The organism is Allobosea sp. (assembly GCF_035999205.1).
GTDB lineage: Bacteria > Pseudomonadota > Alphaproteobacteria > Rhizobiales > Beijerinckiaceae > Allobosea.
Genome location: NZ_DASYHA010000018.1, coordinates 396,457 through 415,724, shown reverse-complemented (window position 1 = coordinate 415,724; position 19,268 = coordinate 396,457). Strand labels below are relative to the sequence as shown.

The window sequence follows — 19,268 nt, the reverse complement described above, 5'->3', positions numbered from 1 at the left end:
GCTAAACATTCGGTCTCGCTTTTCTTGGGCGAATAGATTCTGATCCGAATGTGAAGCCTCCCGTTGACCATGGTGCGTCTCGCATGAGCAGGCTTGTAGATGGAAAGGTCGCGCAAACATCTGCGCCTGAAGGCGGTGCGGAAGACCTGACCTTTGGTGAGGGCGACTACCGACCAAAGTCGCCTGCCTTGGTCGAGCGCTTCCTGTCGCGGTGGAACAAGCTGAGCCTCGAGCGCCGCTTCCTGATCGCGGCCTCGCTGTCGGTCGGGCTCTCGATGCTGACGCTGGGCTACTGGATCGAGAAGCAGATCCGTTCGGGCTGGCTGCAGGGAATGGCCGAGACCAGCGCCGTCTATCTCGAAGCGATCCTCGCGCCGCATCTCCAGGGCCTGGCGACATCCGGCAACCTGAGCGAGAGCGAGCGCGCCGCGGTCACAGCCCTGATCACCGACACGCGCCTGAGCCAGCGCGTTGCGATGATCAAGATCTGGAACATGAAGGGAGAACTTCTCTTCAGCACGGGCCGAACCAGTTCCGGGGAGACGCTCTCCCCGACCCTTCTGCAAAAAATCAAGAATGGCCAGGTATCAGTCGACGTCGAATTCGACGACAAGGGCGATCACAGCCCCGCGCCGACCTCCCTGCTCGAAGTCTATGCCCCGATGCACAAGCACGGGACCCGCGAGATCATCGGGATCGGCGAGTTCTATGAATTCAGCCGCACGCTCGAAGAGGAGATCGTGCGCGTCAAATATGCGACCTGGTTCCTGATCATCAACGTCGCGCTGATCATCAGCGTGCTGCTCTTCGTCACGGTCAAGCGCGCCAGCCGCATCATCATGGCCCAGCGGAAGCTGCTGGAAAGCAATCTGGCCCGAGCTGCGGCCCTGGCCAAACGCAACAACTCCCTGCGCCGCTCGGCAGACCGCGCCCGGCTGAAGGCAGCCGTGCTGAACGAGAACTATCTCGCGCGGGTCGGTGCCGACCTCCATGACGGGCCCATCCAGATGCTCAGCCTGCTGGTCCTGAAACTGCCCGACCCATCGGCGCCCGACCTGCGTCCCCTCGCCGTCCAAAGAGCCGAGCTGGAAAGCCTGATCCAGATGACGCTCAACGATCTGCGCAACCTCACGGTCGGCCTCGTCCTGCCGGAGCTGAAGCATCTCTCCTTTGCGGAGACGATCGAGCTCGTGATCACTCGCCATGAGCAGCAGACCGGCACCATGGTTCGACGCGAAATCGGATCCATGCCGGCGCAGGCCTCGGAGGCCGTCAAGGTCTGCGCCTACCGCATCACGCAGGAAGCGCTGACCAACGCCTACAAGCATGCCGGCGGCGCCAACCAGGTCGTCCAGGCCAACGCCACGCACGACCTGGTGACGCTCACGATCAGCGACAGCGGCGGCCCGCCCTCACCGCGCTCGGCGCTGGCTCAGAATGCCGCCCTCGGCCTGCGAGGCATGGAATCCCGCGTTCAGGCGCTGCGCGGAACGCTGTCGATCCGTCGCATGGCTGCGGGGGGGACCGAAGTTGTCGCCCGGATCCCGATCCGGCCTCAGGCCGAATCCGGCCGGTTGGCGGTATCCCCCGGGGAAACGCCGCGACCGCCGACGTGAAGCCGCTGAGCGGCAATCACCACCTCGAGCCGGTTCCGAGCATGAAGTTTGGTCATCAGGTTGGTCATGTAGCCCTTGACGGTCTTCTCGCTGAGCGCGAGCTCGCGAGCGATCTCGCGGTTCTGCTTGCCGCAGAGCAGGAGGCGCACGATCTGCTCCTCGCGAACGCTGAGGCGCGCCGCCTCGGCGCTGCGCTTTTCGAGCGCCTTGCTCTGCAGGGCCGAAATGACCTTCGCCGCGAAGGCGGGCGTGATGTAGATTTCGCCGCGCCCGGTCGCCTCGATTGCCTCGGCGAGGTCGGCCGCCGGACTTCCCTTCAGAACATAGGCACCGGCACCGGCATCAAGGGCGCGGATAGCGTGCTCAGTGTTGGTCGAGGCGGTGAAGACGACAATCCGGGTCTGCGGGACCGCCGCGCGGAGGTCCTTGATCGCCAGAAACGTATCGCCCGGCATGTTCAGGTCGACGACGATGGCATCGAGCTGGTGAGCGGTTGCAAGGGGGAGGATGTCGGCCGCCGAGCTGCCCGTGCCGACGACGCTCAGCCCGGGCCTGCGGCCGAGCACCGCTGCCACCCCTTCCATCAACAACGGGTGGTCGTCAACGATTGCAATGGTTGTGTCGGCCATCGTCTCCCTCCACGGACTTTGCCGCACCTAAGGCTTGCGCAGATGAGAAGCGCTGTAAACAAGATAGTGAATTCTGTGTTAACATTGCCGGGACGGACCGAAGGTAGCTGGGGCGGCTCACGCATTTTCGCGTGGTCAAACTCTGCGTTAACCTCTGCGCTATCCTGATAAGCCGGCATCATATGCGGGGCTGGATCTGCTGCCATGTCCACCGAGTTCCAACAGCGGAATAGCGCGGCGGTGTGGCCCCGCAAGTGGGATGACCGCTCGCTGGTCGAGGTCTTCCGATCGATCCCGGTCGCGCATGCCGGCTCGCGCTGGAGGAAGGTGCTTGCCTTCACCGGTCCGGGGTATCTCGTCGCCGTCGGCTACATGGACCCGGGCAACTGGGCCACGGCGCTGTCGAGCGGCGCCCGCTTCGGCTACACCCTGCTCGCGGTCGTCCTGATCTCGAGCCTGATGGCGATCGTCCTGCAGTCGCTTTGCGCGAGGCTCGCGATCGCGACCGGGCGCGACCTGGCGCAAGCTTGCCGCGACAGTTACTCGCCGATGACGGCGCGCCTGCTATGGATCACGGCCGAAATCGCGATCTGCGCGACGGACCTGGCCGAGGTCCTCGGCACCGCCCTGGCGCTGAACCTGCTTTTCGGGCTGCCGCTCGAAATCGGCGTGGTGATTACGGCACTGGACGTCTTCGTGGTGCTCTGGCTGCAGCATATGGGCTTCCGCTGGATCGAAGCCTTCATCGTGACGCTGCTCGGGGTCATCGCGATCAGCCTCGGGATCCAGATCGCGATGGCGAGCCCGGATTGGGGGCAGGTCCTGGGCGGTTTCGTCCCGCAGCGCGAGATCATCTCCCAGCCCGAGATGCTCTACCTCGCGATCGGCATCATCGGCGCCACGGTGATGCCGCACAACCTGTACCTGCACTCGGCCATCGTGCAGACGCGCGCCTTCGGCTCGGACCTGCCGGCCCGTCGCGAGGCGCTGCGTTTCGCGACGCTCGACTCGACCATGGCTCTCGGCTTCGCGCTTCTGGTCAACGCCTCGCTGCTGATCCTGGCCGCCGCGGCCTTCTACGGGCACGGCGGCAGCACGCCCATCGAAGACCTCGAGCAGGCTCACGCCATGCTCGCGACACTGCTCCAGAGCCCGGCGGCACCGGCGCTCTTCGCCATCGCGCTGCTGTGCTGCGGCATGAATTCCAGCGTGACGGCAACGATGGCCGGACAGGTCGTGATGGAGGGCTTCGTCAGGCTGCGCCTGCCGAGCTGGCTGCGCAGGCTCACCACGCGCTCGGTCGCGATCGTGCCGGCCGTGGTGATCATCCTGCTCTACGGGCCGAACCAGACGGGCAAGCTGCTGGTGCTCAGCCAGGTCATCCTGTCGCTTCAGCTGCCCTTCGCGGTCATCCCCCTGATCCTGATTTCAGGGTCGCGGCAGAAGATGCGCGAGATGGTCGCGCCGCGCTGGCTCTTCCTGCTGTCGCTGGCGATGGCTGCGACAATCATCGTCCTGAATCTCCTGCTCCTCGTGCAGCTGGTGGTGCGGCCGCACGCGTGACATCGGCGGCCACGCGCCTGGTCAGCGCTCTGCCGAGGCGGCCCAGATGTTCACGCCGCCCTCGCCGGCATGCTTGTCGATCAGCGCCAGTTCCTCGACGCTGAAATCGGGACGTTTCAAAGCCGCGACGCAGTCCTCGACCTGCTCGGGCCGGCTCGCGCCGATCAGCGCGGAGGTGACACGGCCGCCGCGCAGCACCCAGGCGATCGCCATCTGGGCGAGGCTCTGGCCACGCGCCGCCGCGATCTCGTTCAGCGCGGCGATGCGCCTGAGGTTGTCGTCGCTGAGGAAGCCATCGCGGAAGGACGGCGCCTTCTTGGCCGCACGGCTGCCTTCCGGCACGCCGCCGAGATACTTCGAGGTCAGCATGCCCTGCGCCAGAGGCGAGAAGACGATCGAGCCAATGCCCTCCTGTTCGAGCGTGTCGAGCAGTCTATCTTCCTCGATCCAGCGATTGATCATCGAGTAGCTCGGCTGGTGGATCAGACAGGGTGTGCCGAGGCTGCGCAGGATCGCCGCCGCCTCGCGGGTGCGCTTTGAGTTGTAGGAGGACAGGCCGACGTAGAGTGCCTTGCCCTGGCGCACGGCTGAATCGAGCGCGCCCATCGTCTCTTCCAGCGGCGTTTCGGGGTCGAAGCGATGCGAATAGAAGATGTCGACATAGTCGAGCTTCATCCGCTTCAGGCTCTGGTCGAGGCTCGAGAGCAGGTATTTGCGGCTGCCCCATTCGCCATAGGGGCCCGGCCACATGCGATAGCCGGCCTTGGTCGAGATCACCATCTCATCGCGATGGCCGGCGAAGTCCCGGCGCAGGATCTCGCCGAAGGCCGTCTCGGCCGAACCGGGCGGCGGGCCATAGTTGTTGGCGAGATCGAAATGGGTGATGCCGAGATCGAAGGCGGTGCAGCAGATGCGGCGCCCGACATCGGGAGCCGTCGTCTCGCCGAAATTGTGCCAGAGGCCGAGTGAGAGCGCCGGCAGCTTGAGACCGCTCCGGCCACAGCGGTTGTAGGTCATCTGGTCGTATCTGGTTGCGCTGGCCATCGGCTGCGTCCGCTCCCTCGGATTGTTCTGTCTCGGGCGATGTTAGCGCGCAGCCTGGCCAGCCACATCGGCCATCGAGCGCGGCACGAGCATGCCCTCAGAACCTGACGCCGTGCCCGGCGAGTTCGGCGCGCAGATCGATCGGCTCGACGAAATGCACGGCCTTCATGCCGACACCGCGCGCCGCCTCGATATTCTTGGCGCTGTCGTCGATGAAGATGCAGCCGGGAGCCGAGAGACCATAGCGCCGCAGCAGGATTTCGTAGATCGCGGGGTCGGGCTTGATCACCCGTTCATGGGCCGAAACGACGACACCGTCGAAGCTCTGGAGGAATGGGAAGCGGATCAGGCATTCGGCCCATTTCTCGCGCGAGAAGTTGGTGATGGCGTAGACCTTCTCGCCACGGGCCTTCAGTTCTTCCAGCACAGCGACACTGTCCTCGATGATGCCCGGCACCGTCTCGTGCCAACGCTCGTCGAAGGCCCTGATCTCGGTCTCCCATTCCGGATGGCTGGCGACGAGCAGCGCTACGGCCTCCTCCCAGCTGCGGCCACGATCCTGCTCGATATTCCAGGCCGCCGTGCAGACGTTCTGCATGAACCAGGCGCGCTTCTCGTCATCGGGAATCATGTCGCGATAGAGCAGCGTCGGATCCCAGCGGACCAGGACGTTGCCGACATCGAAGACCACTGTGGGATTGCTGGCGGACATGATGCGTTCCGTGAAGTGAAGTCAGCGACAGCGGCCGGCGCTCACGCTCTTGTGTGCCGGGTCGCGAGACAGGGGCCGCACTGTCGCGTATCCGGTAAGGGAATTGCAATGGCGGAGAGCGGCATGCGGCAGTGGTTGCCATGGCTGGACCGGCAGGGGCGCTTTTCGGCCCTGCGCGCCGTCACATTCGCCCTCATCCTCGTGCCGGCGCTGATCCTGGCGAGCGAGGCCTGGATGGGCCAGCTCGGCGCCAAGCCCTGGACCCGAGCCGTGCACGACACCGGCACCTGGGCGGTTCGGCTGCTCCTCGTCACGCTCGCGGTCTCGCCGCTGCGCCGCATCCTCGACTGGGGCAAGCTGATCGGCATCCGCCGCATGCTCGGGCTTTCGGTGCTGGCCTATGCCGGGGCGCATCTGATGCTCTACTGCATCGACCTCGGCTTCCACTGGGGGCTGATCGTCTCGGAGATCGCGAAGCGCTTCTACCTCGTCGTCGGGATCACGGCGCTGGCAGGGCTGGTTGCGCTCGGCGTGACGTCCACCGACGGCATGATCCGCCGGATGGGCACGCAGCGCTGGCAGCGCCTGCACAACCTCGTCTATCCGATCGCGATGCTCGCGCTGCTGCATTTCGCGCTGCAGGCGAAGATCGACGTGACGCAGCCCGTCTTGATGAGCGGGCTGTTCGCGCTGCTGATGGCGTATCGCGGCCTCGACCGCCTGAAAATCGCGCCGACGCCACCGGTTCTGACCGCAACCGCCCTGGCTGTCGGCCTCCTGACGGCCCTTTGCGAAACGGCCTGGTACGCGTTCGCGACCGGCGCCTCGGCCTGGCTGGTGTTCCAGGCCAATGCCGACATCGCCGTCTACTGGGATCTCGCCTCGCTCAGGCCGGGCCACTGGGTCGCGCTCGTGGGACTTGCAGTCGCGCTCGCCGGCGCCTTCCGTCGCCCGAAGGTGGGGCAGCGCCGGCGCGCGCAGCACGGCGCACCCGCGGGGGCCACGTCCTGACGCATTGCGGCCCCGGTCGCAATCGCTGTTGGCAGGCCAGACCATTGCCTCTAACCCTATGGCATGCCTGACGATCCCCACGCCCAGCCGACAGCCGACGTAGCCAAAGCGGAGCTCGCCGCTGAGGGCGTCACGCCGGCCCCGGAGCCCTATTCCGCCTTCGCACCGCTGCGCCAGCCGATCTTCCGCGCCGTCTGGATCGCAAGCCTCGCCTCGAATTTCGGCGGCCTGGTGCAGATGGTCGGTGCCGCCTGGCTGATGACCTCGCTGTCCAACTCGCCGGACATGGTCGCGCTCGTACAGGCCTCGACCACGTTGCCCGTGATGATGTTCTCGCTGGCGGCAGGCGCGCTTGCAGACAATTACGACCGCCGCCGGATCCTGCTCACGGCACAGGGCTTCATGCTCGCCGTCTCGATCCTGCTCGCGGTCTTCGCCTGGCATGGGCTGCTCTCGCCCTGGCTATTGCTCGGCTTCACCTTCCTGATCGGCTGCGGCAACGCACTCAACAACCCGGCCTGGCAATCCTCGGTCGGCGACATGGTTCCGCGCCGCGACGTGCCGGCGGCGGTGACGCTGAACAGCGTCGCCTTCAACATCGCCCGAAGCGTCGGCCCGGCGATCGGCGGCGCCATCGTGGCTGCGGCCGGTGCGGTCGCGGCCTTCGTGGTCAACGCGTTCAGCTATATCGGCCTGCTCGTCGTGCTCGCGCGCTGGCAACCGCCCCGCGTCGAGCGCGTGCTGCCGCGCGAGACGCTGCTGATCGCGATGGGTGCCGGCGTGCGCTATGTCGCGATGTCCCCGAACATCCGCAGCGTCATCCTGCGCGCGTTTGCGTTCGGCTTCGGCGGCATCGTTGCGCTCGCGCTGCTGCCGCTGATCGCGCGCGACCTGATCAAGGGAGGGCCGCTGGTCTACGGCGTGCTGCTCGGCGCCTTCGGGGCGGGAGCGGTCGTCGGCGCCTTCATGAGCGCACGCTTGCGCCGGATGCTGACGACGGAGGCGCTGGTGCGCGCGACCTTCGCCGCCTATGCGACCTCGGCCGCGGTCATGGGCGTCAGCACAACGATGTGGCTGACCATGCCAGCGCTCGCCGTCGCCGGCGCCTGCTGGGTGCTGACGCTCTCGACCTTCAACGCGACCGTGCAGCTCTCGGCGCCGCGCTGGGTCGTGGGCCGCGCGCTCTCGATCTACCAGATGGCGACCTTCGGCGGCATGGCCGCGGGCAGCTGGGCCTGGGGCTATGCGACGCTGCATCTGGGGGCGCAGCAGGCGCTGCTGCTCTCCGCCTTCGCCCTGCTGGCAGGCGCCGGCCTCGGCCTGCGTTATGTCCTGCCGCCGCTGGAGGCGCTCAATCTCGATCCGCTCAGCCGCTGGCGCGAACCCAAGGTCGCCGTCGACATCGAGCCACGCAGCGGGCCGGTGATCGTCACCATCGAATGGCTGATCCGTGAGGACGACGTCGTCGAGTTCCTCAAGGCAATGGCCGAGCGCAAGCGCATCAGGCGGCGCGACGGCGCCAGGCACTGGACGTTGCTGCGCGACCTGACCGATCCCGAACTCTGGATCGAGCGCTATGACAGCCCGACCTGGGTCGAATATGTCCGGCAGGCGCAGCGGGTGACGCAGGCCGACGCGGAGATCAGCGATCGCGTGAGGGCACTGCACAAGGGCCCGAACCCGCCAGTCGTGCACCGGATGATCGAGCGGGAGACGGCGACCCTGCCGCGCGGCCTGCCCGCGCAGCACCCGCATCCGCCCGAGCCGATGGGGCATGGCGGCTGAGCGACCTAGGCCGACGGCAGCAGACCGTCCGGCAGGCGATCGGGTTCGTAGGTTCCCGGCCGGGACCAGAGCGCAGCCTTGACGAGGCCTGCGGCCAGGAGGCCGCCCGGAATGATCGGCCAGATCACCTTGCCGATCGGCACCTGCCCTGCCAGCGCAAGCCCCAGCAGAAACAGGATCGGGGCGGCGATGACGAGCGAGCAGACGAGCAGGACCTTGTGCCGGATCGGCGAGACGCCGCTGCGAAAGGCGATGCGGGCCCGGTCCTGCGGCCCGAGACGACGATGCAGCTCCATGAGGAAGGCCACGAAGACCCGGTTCTGCTCGGACGAGATCTCACCGTCGGGCGTATGCGAATAGACGAAGAGCGGCCGCCCTCGTGCAAAATCGAGCTCGACACGAGCCGACAGATGCGGGGCCGGCGAAGTCAGCTGGATGCGGATGGAGCGCAGGCCCGAATAGGGCCGCAGCCCCGAGCGCCCGTCGATGGCATAGTCGATACCTGCGTCCGAGACCACGAGCGTCGTCGGCGTTCGCTTCAGGATGGAGCCATCGCGCCTGACACAGAGGTCGAAGCGAGCCTCCTCTTGAGCAGGCGGCGCGGGTTCCATGCCGATACTCTGCTGAAACCGGCAAGGAACCGCAATGATGCGGGCGTTTCCGGCCTCAGCCGTAGATCCAGAGGCCCGCCAGGCCGAACAGGCCGACCACGATGCGCCACCAGGCGAAGGGTGCGAAGCCGCGCTTCGAGACGAAGTCGAGGAAGCTGCGGACGACGATCAGCGCCGAGATGAAGGCGCAGACGAAGCCGACGGTGATCAGCGTCACATCGTCGAAGGTCAGCGTCTTGTAGCTCTTCAGCAGGTCATAGGCGAAGGCGCCGGCCATTGTCGGCATGGCCAGGAAGAAGGAGAACTCCGCTGCGGCGCGCTTGCTGGCGCCGAGCAGCATGGCACCGACGATGGTCGAGCCGGAGCGCGACACGCCCGGGATCATCGCCAGGCACTGGATCAGACCGATCTTGAAATACATCGGCAGCGGGAAGGCCGTGGCGTCGGTGTGCTTTTCCTCGAGCTCAAGCTCGTCGACCACCATGAGGATGAGCCCGCCCGCGATCAACGTGCAGCAGACGATGAAGGGATTGAACAACACGCCCTTGATGAAGCCGTGCAGCAGCGCACCGATCAGCGCCGCGGGCAGGAACGCGACCAGCACGCCGAGGACGAAGCGCCGCGCCGCCGGATCGGTCGGGATCCTCAGCGCGATGTCGAGCAGGCGGCGGAAGTAGACCAGCGTGATCGCCAGGATCGCGCCGAGCTGGACGAGCACCTCGAAGGACTTGCCGTTCGATTCGAAGCCGAGGAAATGCCCCAGAAGCAGGAGATGCCCCGTCGAGGAGACCGGCAGGAATTCGGTCAAGCCCTCGACGATGCCGAGGATGACCGCTTCGATCAGGTTGTCCATGGATGGCTGTTCCTCATGCGACTCGGATGCGTCGGCGCGGCTTCCTTAAGCCGTCGCCATCGATACGCCGAGCCCTTTGCGAATTGGTTACCAAATCGCCAACCGGATCGCCGGGATTTGCGGGCGCCGGCGTGGAACGGGTTGTGAGGCCCTCCGGTCCGCCGTATAGCGGGCGCCCTGCGCATATCGGATGCGTTTTCGTCCATCCGGCCCCGCTTCGGCCGCAGCTGCCTGTTTCATGAGTGCCATGGCGACCCTTCATCATTATCCGCTGTGCCCGCATTCGCGCTTCATCCGGCTCGTGCTCGGCGAGTTCGGGCTCGAGGCTGCGCTGGTTGAGGAGCGCGTCTGGGAGCGCCGGCGCGAGTTCCTGGAACTCAACCCCGCCGGCACGACGCCAGTCTTCCGCGAGGAGAACGGTCTCTCCGTTCCCGGCGCAGGGCCGATCGCCGAATATCTCGACGAAACCCGCGGCCTCGCCCTGGCCGAGCGACGCCTGCTGCCCGAGGGGCCGGGCGAGCGCGTCGAGGTGCGGCGCCTGCTCGACTGGTTCGGGCTCAAATTCAACGAGGAGATCACCGCTCCGCTCGTGCTCGAGAAGGTAATGAAGCGCTTCATGAGCCGCGACGAAGGTGGCGGCCCGCCGGAGATGAGCGCTATCCGTGCCGCGCGCACCAATGTGCGCTATCATCTGCGCTACATCGCCTGGCTGACCGCCAAGCGGAACTGGCTGGCTGGCTCGCAACTGAGCTATGCCGATCTCGCCGCGGCGGCGCATCTCTCCTGCGTCGATTATCTCGGCGACGTGCCCTGGGAAGAGGACGAGGCGGCACGCGCATGGTACGCGAGGATCAAGTCGAGGCCGAGCTTCCGGCCGCTGCTGAGCGACCGGGTGCCGGGCATGGCGCCGAGCGCCCATTACGACAACCTGGATTTTTGAAGGCCGAACGCCTCAAGCGGGCGGTCGTCGAGCGTGCCCTGGCGGAAGGCTTCTCCGTCGTGCGCATCGCTCCGGTCGATGCCATTCCGGACGCGCCCGCGCGCCTCGCGGCCTGGCTGGCCGAGGGCCATCATGGCGACATGAGCTGGATGGAAGAGCGCACCGCCGAGCGCAGCGCTCCGCGCCGGCTCTGGGGCGAGGCCCGATCGGTCGTGATGCTCGGCATGAGCTATGCGCCCGACAGCGACCCGCTCGCGATCCTCAGCCAGTCTGACAAGGCCGCGATCTCGCTCTATGCCCGCAGGCGCGACTATCACGACATCATCAAGGGCAAACTCAAGAACGTCGCCGGCCTGCTCGCCGCGCAGGGCGGCGTCGACGTCAAGGTCTTCGTCGATACGGCCCCGGTGATGGAGAAGCCGCTGGCACAGGCGGCCGGCCTCGGCTGGCAGGGCAAGCACAGCGTCCTGGTCTCCCGCGAGCACGGCTCCTGGCTCTTCCTCGGCGCGATCTACACCACGGCCGAGCTGCCGCCCGACGAGCCCGAAACCGACCATTGCGGCACCTGCCGGCGCTGCCTCGATATCTGCCCGACAGAGGCCTTCCCGGCGCCCTACCAGCTCGATTCGCGCCGCTGCATCGCCTATCTCACGATCGAGCATCAGGGCCATATCGATGCGAGCCTGCGTCCCGGTATCGGCAACCGGGTCTTCGGCTGCGACGACTGCCTCGCCGTCTGCCCCTGGAACAAGTTCGCCGAGGCCGCCCGTGAAACCCGGCTCTCCCTGCGCGACGGGCTCGACGCGTTGCCTCTGGCCGACCTCGCCGGTCTCGACGACGCCGCTTTCCGGGCACTCTTCGCGGGCACTCCGGTCAAGCGCACGGGGCGCGACCGCTTCGTCCGCAACGTGCTGATCGCGATCGGCAACAGCGGCCGGCCCGAACTGGCCGACAGCGCCGCCGCTCTCGTCGCCGATGCCTCGCCGCTGGTGCGGGCGATGGCGGCATGGGCCCTGATCAGGCTCGAGCCCGGTGAGGCCCACAGGCTTGCGCCCGGGGCGCTCGCCGTGGAGAAGGACCCGGATGTCCGCCGCGAATGGCTGGCGCTCTCCTCCGCACCGGAACGTGTTCAATGAAGCTCGTGATCCTCGGCCTCGGCTATTCGGCGGGTTTCTTCGCGCGTGAGGCGCTGAACAAGGGGTGGGAGGTGACGGGCACCGTGCGCACGGCCGAGAAGGCCGCGCGACTCAGCCGCGAGGGTGTCCGCACGCTGGTGTTCGACGGCTTCGCCGTGTCCTCCTTCCTGGCCAAGGCGATCGCGGAGGCAGAGGCCGTGCTCGTCTCCGTGCAGCCCGGGGAAGCGGGCGACCCGGCACTGGCGTGCCTCGCCAAGGACCTCGCCGCGGCGCCCGAGCTGCGCTGGATCGGCTATCTCTCGACCATCGGCGTCTATGGCGACCATGATGGCGCCTGGATCGACGAAACCACCGCGGCGCGTCCGAGCTTTCGCTCGCAGCTCAGGCTCGGGATCGAGCAGGATTGGCTTGCGCTGGGAGAGCGCAGCGGCAAGGCGGTTCAGATCTTCCGTCTGTCGGGGATCTACGGCCCCGGCCGCAACCCGATCGTCAAGCTGCGGCAGGGCACCGCGACGAGGCTGGTCAAACCCGGCCAGGTCTTCAACCGCATCCATGTCGACGACATCGCCGGCGTGCTGATGGCCTCGCTCGAACGCCCGCGCCACGGCGCGATCTACAATGTCACGGATGACGAGCCGGCCCCGCCACAGGATGTCGTCAGCTTCGCGGCCGAACTCAGCGGCCTCGAGCCGCCACCCGAGACGGCTTTCGACCCCTCGAAGCTCTCGCCGATGGCGGCCGCCTTCTACGGCGAGAACAAGCGCGTCTCGAACGCCCTGGTGAAGCGCGAGCTCGGCTACAGCTTCCGCTACCCGAACTACCGTGCGTCGCTGCCCGTGCTGTTGGCTGGCGGGGATTGAGCCGCGGGCCTCAGGCCGCGTGGCGCTGGGCCTCGTCGCCGTAATGGGCGAGGTAGCGCTGGTCGATCACCGCCACGGGCAGGATCACCAGCACATCCGTCGTACCGAACTGGTGATCGATCACCGCGCCGGTGCCAAAGCGCGCGCCTAGCCGCAGATAGCCCTTGACCAGCGGCGGCATCCGCTTCAGCGCCAGCTTGGCGTCGATCGTCTCCGCCGGCAAAAGATCCATCGCGACAGAGCGCTCGCTATGGGCGCTGGCGCTCCACTCACCAGCGGAGCGGGCATGGTGATGCAGGAAGCTCAGCGGCAGTGCGAGCGCGGCCGGATCGACACCGTCGAAACTGGCGCAGCCGAACATCGCATCGATGCGGTGATGACGGATATAGGCATAGATGCCACGCCAGAGCAGTTCGATCGTGCCCTTGCTGCGGTAGGGCTCGAGGACGCAGGAGCGCCCGAGTTCGAGGAAGCGCAGTCCGGGATGCCGCTCGATCATCGGGACGAGATCGAACTCGCCCTGGGTATAGAAGCCGCCGAGCCGCATCGCCGCGCCCTGGCGCATCAGCCGGTAGGTGCCGACGACCTTCGGGCGCACGCCGCCGAAGCGTCCGCGCGCGGCATGGTCGATGACGAGGAGATGGTCGCAGGATGCGTCGAAGCGATCGGCATCGCGGCGGAACATGCGCGAGACCACATCCGGCTTGGCCGACATTTCCTGATAGAACACCCGGTAGCGCAGGCGCTGCGCCCGCCAGATCTCGCGCGGCCCGCGCGCCAGCCTGACCTCGAGCGAGCCGCAGCGGCCGAGCGTGCCGGACAGCGCGTCGGGGATGTCCGACGGGCGGCCGAGGCGGCGCATCGTCTCGCCGGGGATCAATCTGAGCGGTGACAATCGGGAAAACAGCAGGCCGCCTGCCGGCCAGTGCCGAGCCGGCTCACCCGCATGCCCATGGAGGTCAGATGCCATGGCTCGTCTTGTCCCCCAGGCCGCCGTCTCCGGCAATCGGGAACGTGTCGACTAATCGTCTTACAAGATCGCGACAAAACTGCGTCGATGCCGTGACGGGCGTTCAAGCCGAAAGCGTCAGGGCCTGCGGCGCTCCGACGCGGTCGAGCCAGCGCTGCAAGGCTGCGCGATCGAGGGGCTTAGCCAGGCAATCATCCATGCCGGCGGCCAGCGCGGCAACGCGATCGTCCTCGGCAACGTTGGCGCTGACCGCGACCAGCGGCAGAGGCACCGCCCCCGGGCTCGTCCGCTCCAACGTCCGGACGGCACGGGCGACGGCGAGACCGTCGAGCTCGGGCATGCGGATGTCGAGCAGCACCAAGTCGAAGGAAGGACCCGTTCCGTTCAGGCCGGCGGCGATGGCGGCGAGCGCCTCGCGGCCATCGCGAACCCAGACCGGAGCGCAGTTGAAACGCTCGAGGGTGCGTGTCGCGAGCAGCGCATTGATCTCGTTGTCCTCCGCCACCAGCACGCTGAGCCTCGGGCGCGATGCACGGTGCGGGTACAAGCTGGGCGTCTGTGCCGCCGCAGCCACGGGCGCCGGGCGTGGCGAGAGCCGCTCGTAAAGCGAGCGGGCGCGGACCGGCTTGACCAGGAAACCGGTGAAGCCGGCATCGCGCGGCGAGCCGAACTGGCGGCGCTCCAGCGGCGACAGCACGATCAGGCAATCCTCGACGCCGGCGGCACGTGCCGCCTCCGCCAGGGCGATCGCCGCATCGTGGCCGATCGCCTGGTCGACCAGCGCGGCGTCGGGACGCGGTCCGGCCTGCAATGCCGCCATGGCCTGTTCGGCATCGCCTGCCAGAGTCGCGAGTGCGCCCGTGGCGGCGATCGTCTCGCGCAGGAAGCTGGCGCCGAAGGGCGAGCCCGAGACGAGCATTACGCGCTTGCCCCGCCAGTCCGGCACGGTGGGCGCGGCAGCGTCGGCAGCGGCCGACAGGGGCAGCCTTACGCGGAACAGCGAGCCTCCACCCGGCCGGCCCTCGACGTCGACCGTGCCACCCATCAGGACGGCAAGGCGGCGCACGATCGCGAGGCCGAGCCCGGTGCCCTCATGCCGGCGCGCCGGTGAATTGTCGGCCTGCTCGAATTCCTCGAAGATCGCCTGGCGACGATCTTCCGGAATGCCCGGGCCGGTATCGGCGACGTCGATCGCGATCATGCTGCCTTCGCTGGCGATGCGGATGCCCACACCGCCGGTCTCGGTGAACTTGACCGCGTTGCCGACAAGGTTGAGCAGGATCTGGCGCAGCCTGTCGCGGTCCCCCTTCAGATGGCTCGGCAGATCCGGCGCGAGATGCGCGGCGAGCTCAATGCCTTTGGCCTGGGCGCGCGGCGCCATCAGTTCCGCGACGGTTTCGACCAACAGGCCGAGATCGAAGCGCTCACTGACGAGCTCGAGCTTCCCCGCCTCGACCTTGGCGAAATCCAGGATGTCGTCGACGAGGCCAAGCAGCGCCTCGCCGGAGGTTCGCAGCGCCCGCACATAGGTCGCCTGTTCCGGATCGAGCCCGGTATCGCCGAGCAGATCGGACATGCCGAGGATGCCGTTGAGAGGCGTACGGAATTCGTGGCTGACAGTGGCGAGGAAGCGCGACTTCGCTTCGTTGGCACTCTCGGCGCGGGCGCGGGCCTCGACCAGGTCCTGTTCGGCGGCAATGCGCGCGGTGATGTCGCGGCCGACGCGCTGCAGCACGGTCCGGCCGAGGGCCACCGGCACGACGGTCTCGACCCATGAGATCCAGCGCTCGCCATCGGGCGTCGCGAGGCATTCATCGAAGACGCGCGCGCCCCCATCCAGCGCCAAAGCCGGACGGCTGGCGATGAGACGCGGCTGCGCCACCGAATCGACGACCTCCGCCTCGCCCAGCCCCAGCAGCGCAGCATAGGCGCCGTTGGCATAGACGATGCGGGCGCCGTCCCTGCGGACGATGAGATCGCCCTGCGCCTCGATCAGGCTGCGATAATGTTCCTCGCTGTCGGCCAGCGTCCAGAGGCGATCGTTGAGCGCCTCGACATCAGCGGCCAGTTCGGCGGCCTGCCGGACGATGCGATCGCGCTGGCGCAGCAACAGCAGGGCCGCGGCGCCGGCAAACAGCGCGAGCACGACCACAGCCATCGCAGCCCAATGGGACGAGAGAGCATCCATGCTCCCAATCTAGCAAGGGCGCGTTGAGGAACCGTTGGATGAAACCGCGAACTGGAGCGATCGCGTGAGGCAATTCGTTAACCGTGCCTGGCTGTTCAAGCCGCCGGATCAAGCCGCCTGCGCCAACTGGTCGCCGCGCGAGCGGTAGGACAATGCTTCCGCGAGATGGATGCGGCCGACCTTGGCCTCACCGTCGAGATCGGCCAGCGTCCGGGCCACCTTGAGCACGCGGTGATAGGCGCGCGCGGTCAGGCGCATTGCGTCTGCAGCATCACGCAGCAGGGACAGGCCCGCATTGTCGGGCCGGGCGATCTCGTCGAGGACAGGCGCCGGACAGGCGGCGTTGGTTGCGATCCCGGACAGGCCCAAGCCCTCGAAGCGCGCGCTCTGGAGCTGCCGTGCCGCGGCGACGCGGGCCGCGACCTCTGCCGAGCCCTCGCCCGGCGCGGGCAGGATCAGGTCAGATGCCGTGACCGCGGGCACGTCGATCGCAATGTCGATGCGGTCGAGCATCGGGCCGGAGATCCGGCCCTGATACTGCGCCATGCAGCGCTCGTTCTGTTGGCGGCGGCAAGCGAAACCGGGCTCGGTCGCCTTGCCGCAGCGGCACGGGTTCATCGCCGCGACGAGCTGGAAGCGGGCCGGGTAGACACAGCGGTGATTGGCCCGCGAGATCAGCACGTCACCGGTCTCCATCGGCTGGCGCAAGGCGTCGAGCGCCTGGGCCTGGAACTCCGGCAACTCGTCCAGGAAGAGCACGCCCTCTTTCTTTCGAAAGTGGCGGTCTCAAGAGGACTTCTAGCCTCTCAAAACTTAAACGCGCACAGGGACTTATGCCAGCGGAAGCTCTGATTGAATTGAGAACAGTTGTCTCAATCCCTGTCTCATTCTTCCAGGGTCGCCATCCGTGGGGCCAAAAATTGAAAACGGAGGGCATCGAGCCGCGCGTACTATTCGGTATCAGGTTCGTTCCGGTCAGCAACTAGGTCGCTAACGGTCGCCTCAAGGGCCTGCGCGATCTCCCATAGGCTAACAGCGGTCGGATTGCGCTGTCCCATTTCCAATGCGCTGACGTGGGCACGATCGACACCTAAACGCTGCGCGACTTGCGCCTGTGTCAGCCCTTTAGCCAGCCGCAGCGCGCGGGCGTTAGCCGCAATCACCATTCGAATATCCATGAAGCACTGGTAGGACTTGCGGGCGATTTACCGCGACGCGTTTTAGCGCGTTGCGTTTTAGCGCGTTGCGCTTTAAAGCACGTCTCGTGTTTTTGCGTCACGGCGCGCCGTACTTCTGAGCGACGCGATCGAGATCACATCGAAACTCGCCATTATTTGTCAGTATGTTTAAATACCCTTTATCTGATACTCTAAAGAATAAGTATTCTTCGTGAGATAAGAGATCGCCACCTCCGTACACTTCGAAAGGAAATCTTTCACAAAGTGCCTTTTTGACATGATTTGATCGTTCTTCATCAATATATATTTGCACGAAATCAGTCGCTACCCGCTTTGTATAGTTATAGAATCTTCCCTTGCGATTCTTTGTAGTTAGCTCTGACACCCACACCCTGGCGGATGTGCTTTCCTGAAATCTATCAACCGACGGGATTTCGCATTTAAGTAAAGCTGACGCCTCTCCGCAGCGGAGGCCTGTTGTAACTAGCAGCTCCGCAAAGGCCGCATTTCTTAGTGGAGACCGTGATAGGCCTAATGTTTGCCTTAAGTTGATGTACCGCTCTAAAGAAATCATCCGAACTTGTTCGTCATCCTTGCCACCGTATCGAAATTTACTCCATTCCATACTTGGAATTATAACTCCTCGGAAATCGCACAGCTGCCGGATTACTACTGCAATCTTGGTCCAAGAGCGACGTGTGATGCGGACTTGCAAATCACCGAATAGACGACAAGTTCTATAGCCATAAAGATCTGAGTCCGTGATTTCCTCAAATCTGATGCTTCGTTCTCTAAGGTATCGAGAGAATACGTCGGCTTCTATCGCATAGGATGTCACAGTACCTATTGACGCGCCGAAGCTCTTCAATCTCATCGCGAACTCGGTGAGGTCTGTATCGATCACCCCGGAAATATCAAGAACGACCGGCAATTCGCCTACGTGATCGCGCGGCCAAGCGTCTCTCGCAATCTTTGCTACCTTTTCGTCGTAGACGTTCCTGTCGAGCTGCCCTTCGTCAGCTTCAAGGTCGCTCCTGCTGAGCCAGCGGACCGCCATTTGTCCTCCTCGGAAGCATTAGCGGCGCCTCATCGCGCCACAATGGGTACGGTCTTGGAACCTCCTGGAGTCGGAGTGGTCGCGCCTGCGCTGATCGAATGGCTCCGCCGCGCCCCCTCCTTAACTCCGGAGACTAGGCTACCACAAAACAGGCACAGTAGGCCGCACCTGCCCTGTGGCGGCCCGGACACTCTACTTTGAGACAACGACCATACGCTGCGAGGAACCGTGATGGGCGAGCGAGACCTCGCCGGGCCTGGCCTGCAGGCCGCCGCCGACGAGCGCAGCCATCGAGGCGGAGTGATGCGGGGCGCGGAAAGGTCGCCGGTCGGTCAGCGCGCCCTCGGCGAGGTGGCCGGCGACGGACAGAACCATCGAGACCTCGAGCAGTTCGCGCGGGCTAAGCGGCGGCAGGATCGAGGGCAATCGGCTCGCCAGCATCGACTTTCCGGCTCCCGGGGGACCGTTCATCAACAGGTTGTGCCCGCCGGCGGCGGCGATCTCGAGCACGCGCTTGGCGCTCTCCTGGCCCTTGATGTCGGCGAGATCGGGCAGCGGGCCGGATTGCCGCGCCACCGCCGGCTCGGGCCGCGCCATCACCTGCGTGCCCTTGAAATGATTGGCGAGCTGGATCAGCGAACGTGGCGCGAGGATGTCGATATCGGCCGCGGCCCAGGCTGCCTCGGGGCCGGAAGGATGCGGACAGATCAGCCCCTGCCCCCGGCCATAGGCCGCAATCGCGGCAGGCAGAACGCCGGCGACGGCGGCAATCGAGCCGTCCAGCGCCAGCTCGCCGAGCACCGCATAGCCCGCCAGAGCATCGGCCGGGATCGCGCCGATCGCTGCCATGACGGCGAGCGCGATCGGCAGATCGTAATGGCTGCCCTCCTTCGGCAGGTCGGCCGGGGCGAGGTTGACGGTGATGCGCTTGGCCGGCAGGGCGAGCCCCGAAGCGATCAGCGCGGCGCGCACCCGCTCCCGGCTTTCCGCCACAGCCTTGTCCGGCAGGCCGACCAGGATGAAGGCGACACCGCCAGGCGTGACCTGGACCTGGACATCGACGGCACGCGCCTCGATCCCCTCGAACGCCACCGTCGCGACCCGCGTCACCATCA

At 66.2% G+C, this 19,268-nt stretch carries 16 protein-coding genes and 2 pseudogenes; 7 read left to right on the top strand and 11 right to left on the bottom strand.

Annotated features, from left to right (window positions below):
• Positions 1-83: 83 nt before the first annotated feature.
• Positions 84-1,616 carry a sensor histidine kinase gene (locus tag VGN82_RS08035; RefSeq protein WP_327526466.1) on the top strand — a complete coding sequence of 511 codons (1,533 nt, stop codon included), beginning with the start codon at positions 84-86 and terminating at the stop codon, positions 1,614-1,616.
• Here the strand turns inward: VGN82_RS08035 and VGN82_RS08030 are convergent.
• Positions 1,556-2,245 (bottom strand): response regulator transcription factor, encoded by a 690-nt coding sequence (locus VGN82_RS08030; protein WP_327526465.1) that lies wholly within the window; start codon positions 2,243-2,245, stop codon positions 1,556-1,558. The two genes, VGN82_RS08035 and VGN82_RS08030, sit on opposite strands and share 61 nt — an antisense overlap.
• 204 nt (positions 2,246-2,449) lie before the next feature.
• Between VGN82_RS08030 and VGN82_RS08025 the strand changes: the two genes are divergently transcribed.
• The gene (locus VGN82_RS08025; RefSeq protein WP_327526464.1) at positions 2,450-3,808 is read left to right on the top strand and encodes an Nramp family divalent metal transporter; all 1,359 of its coding nucleotides are present in this window, start codon (positions 2,450-2,452) and stop codon (positions 3,806-3,808) included.
• A gap of 21 nt (positions 3,809-3,829) precedes the next feature.
• On the opposite strand, the gene mgrA is transcribed toward VGN82_RS08025, so the two are convergent.
• A complete protein-coding gene (gene mgrA / locus VGN82_RS08020) occupies positions 3,830-4,852 on the bottom strand; it encodes an L-glyceraldehyde 3-phosphate reductase (protein ID WP_327526463.1) in 1,023 nt (340 codons plus the stop codon).
• 97 nt (positions 4,853-4,949) lie between these two features.
• Positions 4,950-5,564 (bottom strand): HAD family hydrolase, encoded by a 615-nt coding sequence (locus VGN82_RS08015; protein ID WP_327526462.1) that lies wholly within the window; start codon positions 5,562-5,564, stop codon positions 4,950-4,952.
• Between the two features lie 123 nt (positions 5,565-5,687).
• Here VGN82_RS08015 and VGN82_RS08010 point away from each other — a divergent pair, with 123 nt between their 5' ends.
• The gene (locus VGN82_RS08010) at positions 5,688-6,575 is read left to right on the top strand and encodes a protein-methionine-sulfoxide reductase heme-binding subunit MsrQ (protein WP_327526460.1); all 888 of its coding nucleotides are present in this window, start codon (positions 5,688-5,690) and stop codon (positions 6,573-6,575) included.
• 63 nt (positions 6,576-6,638) lie between these two features.
• Positions 6,639-8,360 (top strand): MFS transporter, encoded by a 1,722-nt coding sequence (locus VGN82_RS08005; RefSeq protein WP_327526459.1) that lies wholly within the window; start codon positions 6,639-6,641, stop codon positions 8,358-8,360.
• A 5-nt stretch (positions 8,361-8,365) separates the two neighbouring features.
• Here VGN82_RS08005 and VGN82_RS08000 read toward each other — a convergent pair whose 3' ends face one another.
• Positions 8,366-8,971, bottom strand: coding sequence for a hypothetical protein (locus VGN82_RS08000; protein ID WP_327526458.1), 606 nt, complete (start codon positions 8,969-8,971; stop codon positions 8,366-8,368).
• A gap of 55 nt (positions 8,972-9,026) precedes the next feature.
• The gene (locus VGN82_RS07995; RefSeq protein ID WP_327526457.1) at positions 9,027-9,824 is read right to left on the bottom strand and encodes an undecaprenyl-diphosphate phosphatase; all 798 of its coding nucleotides are present in this window, start codon (positions 9,822-9,824) and stop codon (positions 9,027-9,029) included.
• Positions 9,825-10,071: 247 nt separating this feature from the next.
• On the opposite strand from VGN82_RS07995, the gene VGN82_RS07990 reads away from it, so the two are divergent.
• The 3 genes from VGN82_RS07990 to VGN82_RS07980 are packed head-to-tail and all read left to right on the top strand — an operon-like array spanning position 10,072 to position 12,760.
• Positions 10,072-10,764, top strand: coding sequence for a glutathione S-transferase family protein (locus tag VGN82_RS07990; protein ID WP_327526456.1), 693 nt, complete (start codon positions 10,072-10,074; stop codon positions 10,762-10,764).
• Positions 10,761-11,900, top strand: coding sequence for a tRNA epoxyqueuosine(34) reductase QueG (gene queG / locus VGN82_RS07985; RefSeq protein ID WP_327526455.1), 1,140 nt, complete (start codon positions 10,761-10,763; stop codon positions 11,898-11,900). Before VGN82_RS07990 ends, queG begins: the two co-directional genes overlap by 4 nt.
• The gene (locus VGN82_RS07980; RefSeq protein WP_327526454.1) at positions 11,897-12,760 is read left to right on the top strand and encodes an SDR family oxidoreductase; all 864 of its coding nucleotides are present in this window, start codon (positions 11,897-11,899) and stop codon (positions 12,758-12,760) included. Before queG ends, VGN82_RS07980 begins: the two co-directional genes overlap by 4 nt.
• Positions 12,761-12,770: 10 nt before the next feature.
• Here VGN82_RS07980 and olsB read toward each other — a convergent pair whose 3' ends face one another.
• The 6 genes and pseudogenes from olsB to VGN82_RS07950 all read right to left on the bottom strand — a co-directional run.
• Complete coding sequence (gene olsB / locus VGN82_RS07975; RefSeq protein ID WP_327526493.1) at positions 12,771-13,622, bottom strand: l-ornithine N(alpha)-acyltransferase; 852 nt, start codon at positions 13,620-13,622, stop codon at positions 12,771-12,773.
• Positions 13,623-13,833: 211 nt separating this feature from the next.
• Positions 13,834-15,918: an ATP-binding protein gene (locus tag VGN82_RS07970; protein WP_327526453.1), complete on the bottom strand. Its 2,085-nt coding sequence runs from the start codon at positions 15,916-15,918 to the stop codon at positions 13,834-13,836.
• A 108-nt stretch (positions 15,919-16,026) separates the two neighbouring features.
• A pseudogene (locus VGN82_RS07965) lies at positions 16,027-16,680 on the bottom strand (ATP-binding protein); the annotation flags it as partial.
• A gap of 188 nt (positions 16,681-16,868) precedes the next feature.
• Positions 16,869-17,096 (bottom strand): helix-turn-helix domain-containing protein, encoded by a 228-nt coding sequence (locus tag VGN82_RS07960; RefSeq protein WP_327526452.1) that lies wholly within the window; start codon positions 17,094-17,096, stop codon positions 16,869-16,871.
• A gap of 97 nt (positions 17,097-17,193) precedes the next feature.
• Positions 17,194-18,153 carry a hypothetical protein gene (locus VGN82_RS07955; RefSeq protein WP_327526451.1) on the bottom strand — a complete coding sequence of 320 codons (960 nt, stop codon included), beginning with the start codon at positions 18,151-18,153 and terminating at the stop codon, positions 17,194-17,196.
• Between the two features lie 225 nt (positions 18,154-18,378).
• A pseudogene (locus VGN82_RS07950) lies at positions 18,379-19,266 on the bottom strand (YifB family Mg chelatase-like AAA ATPase); the annotation flags it as partial.
• Positions 19,267-19,268: the final 2 nt, after the last annotated feature.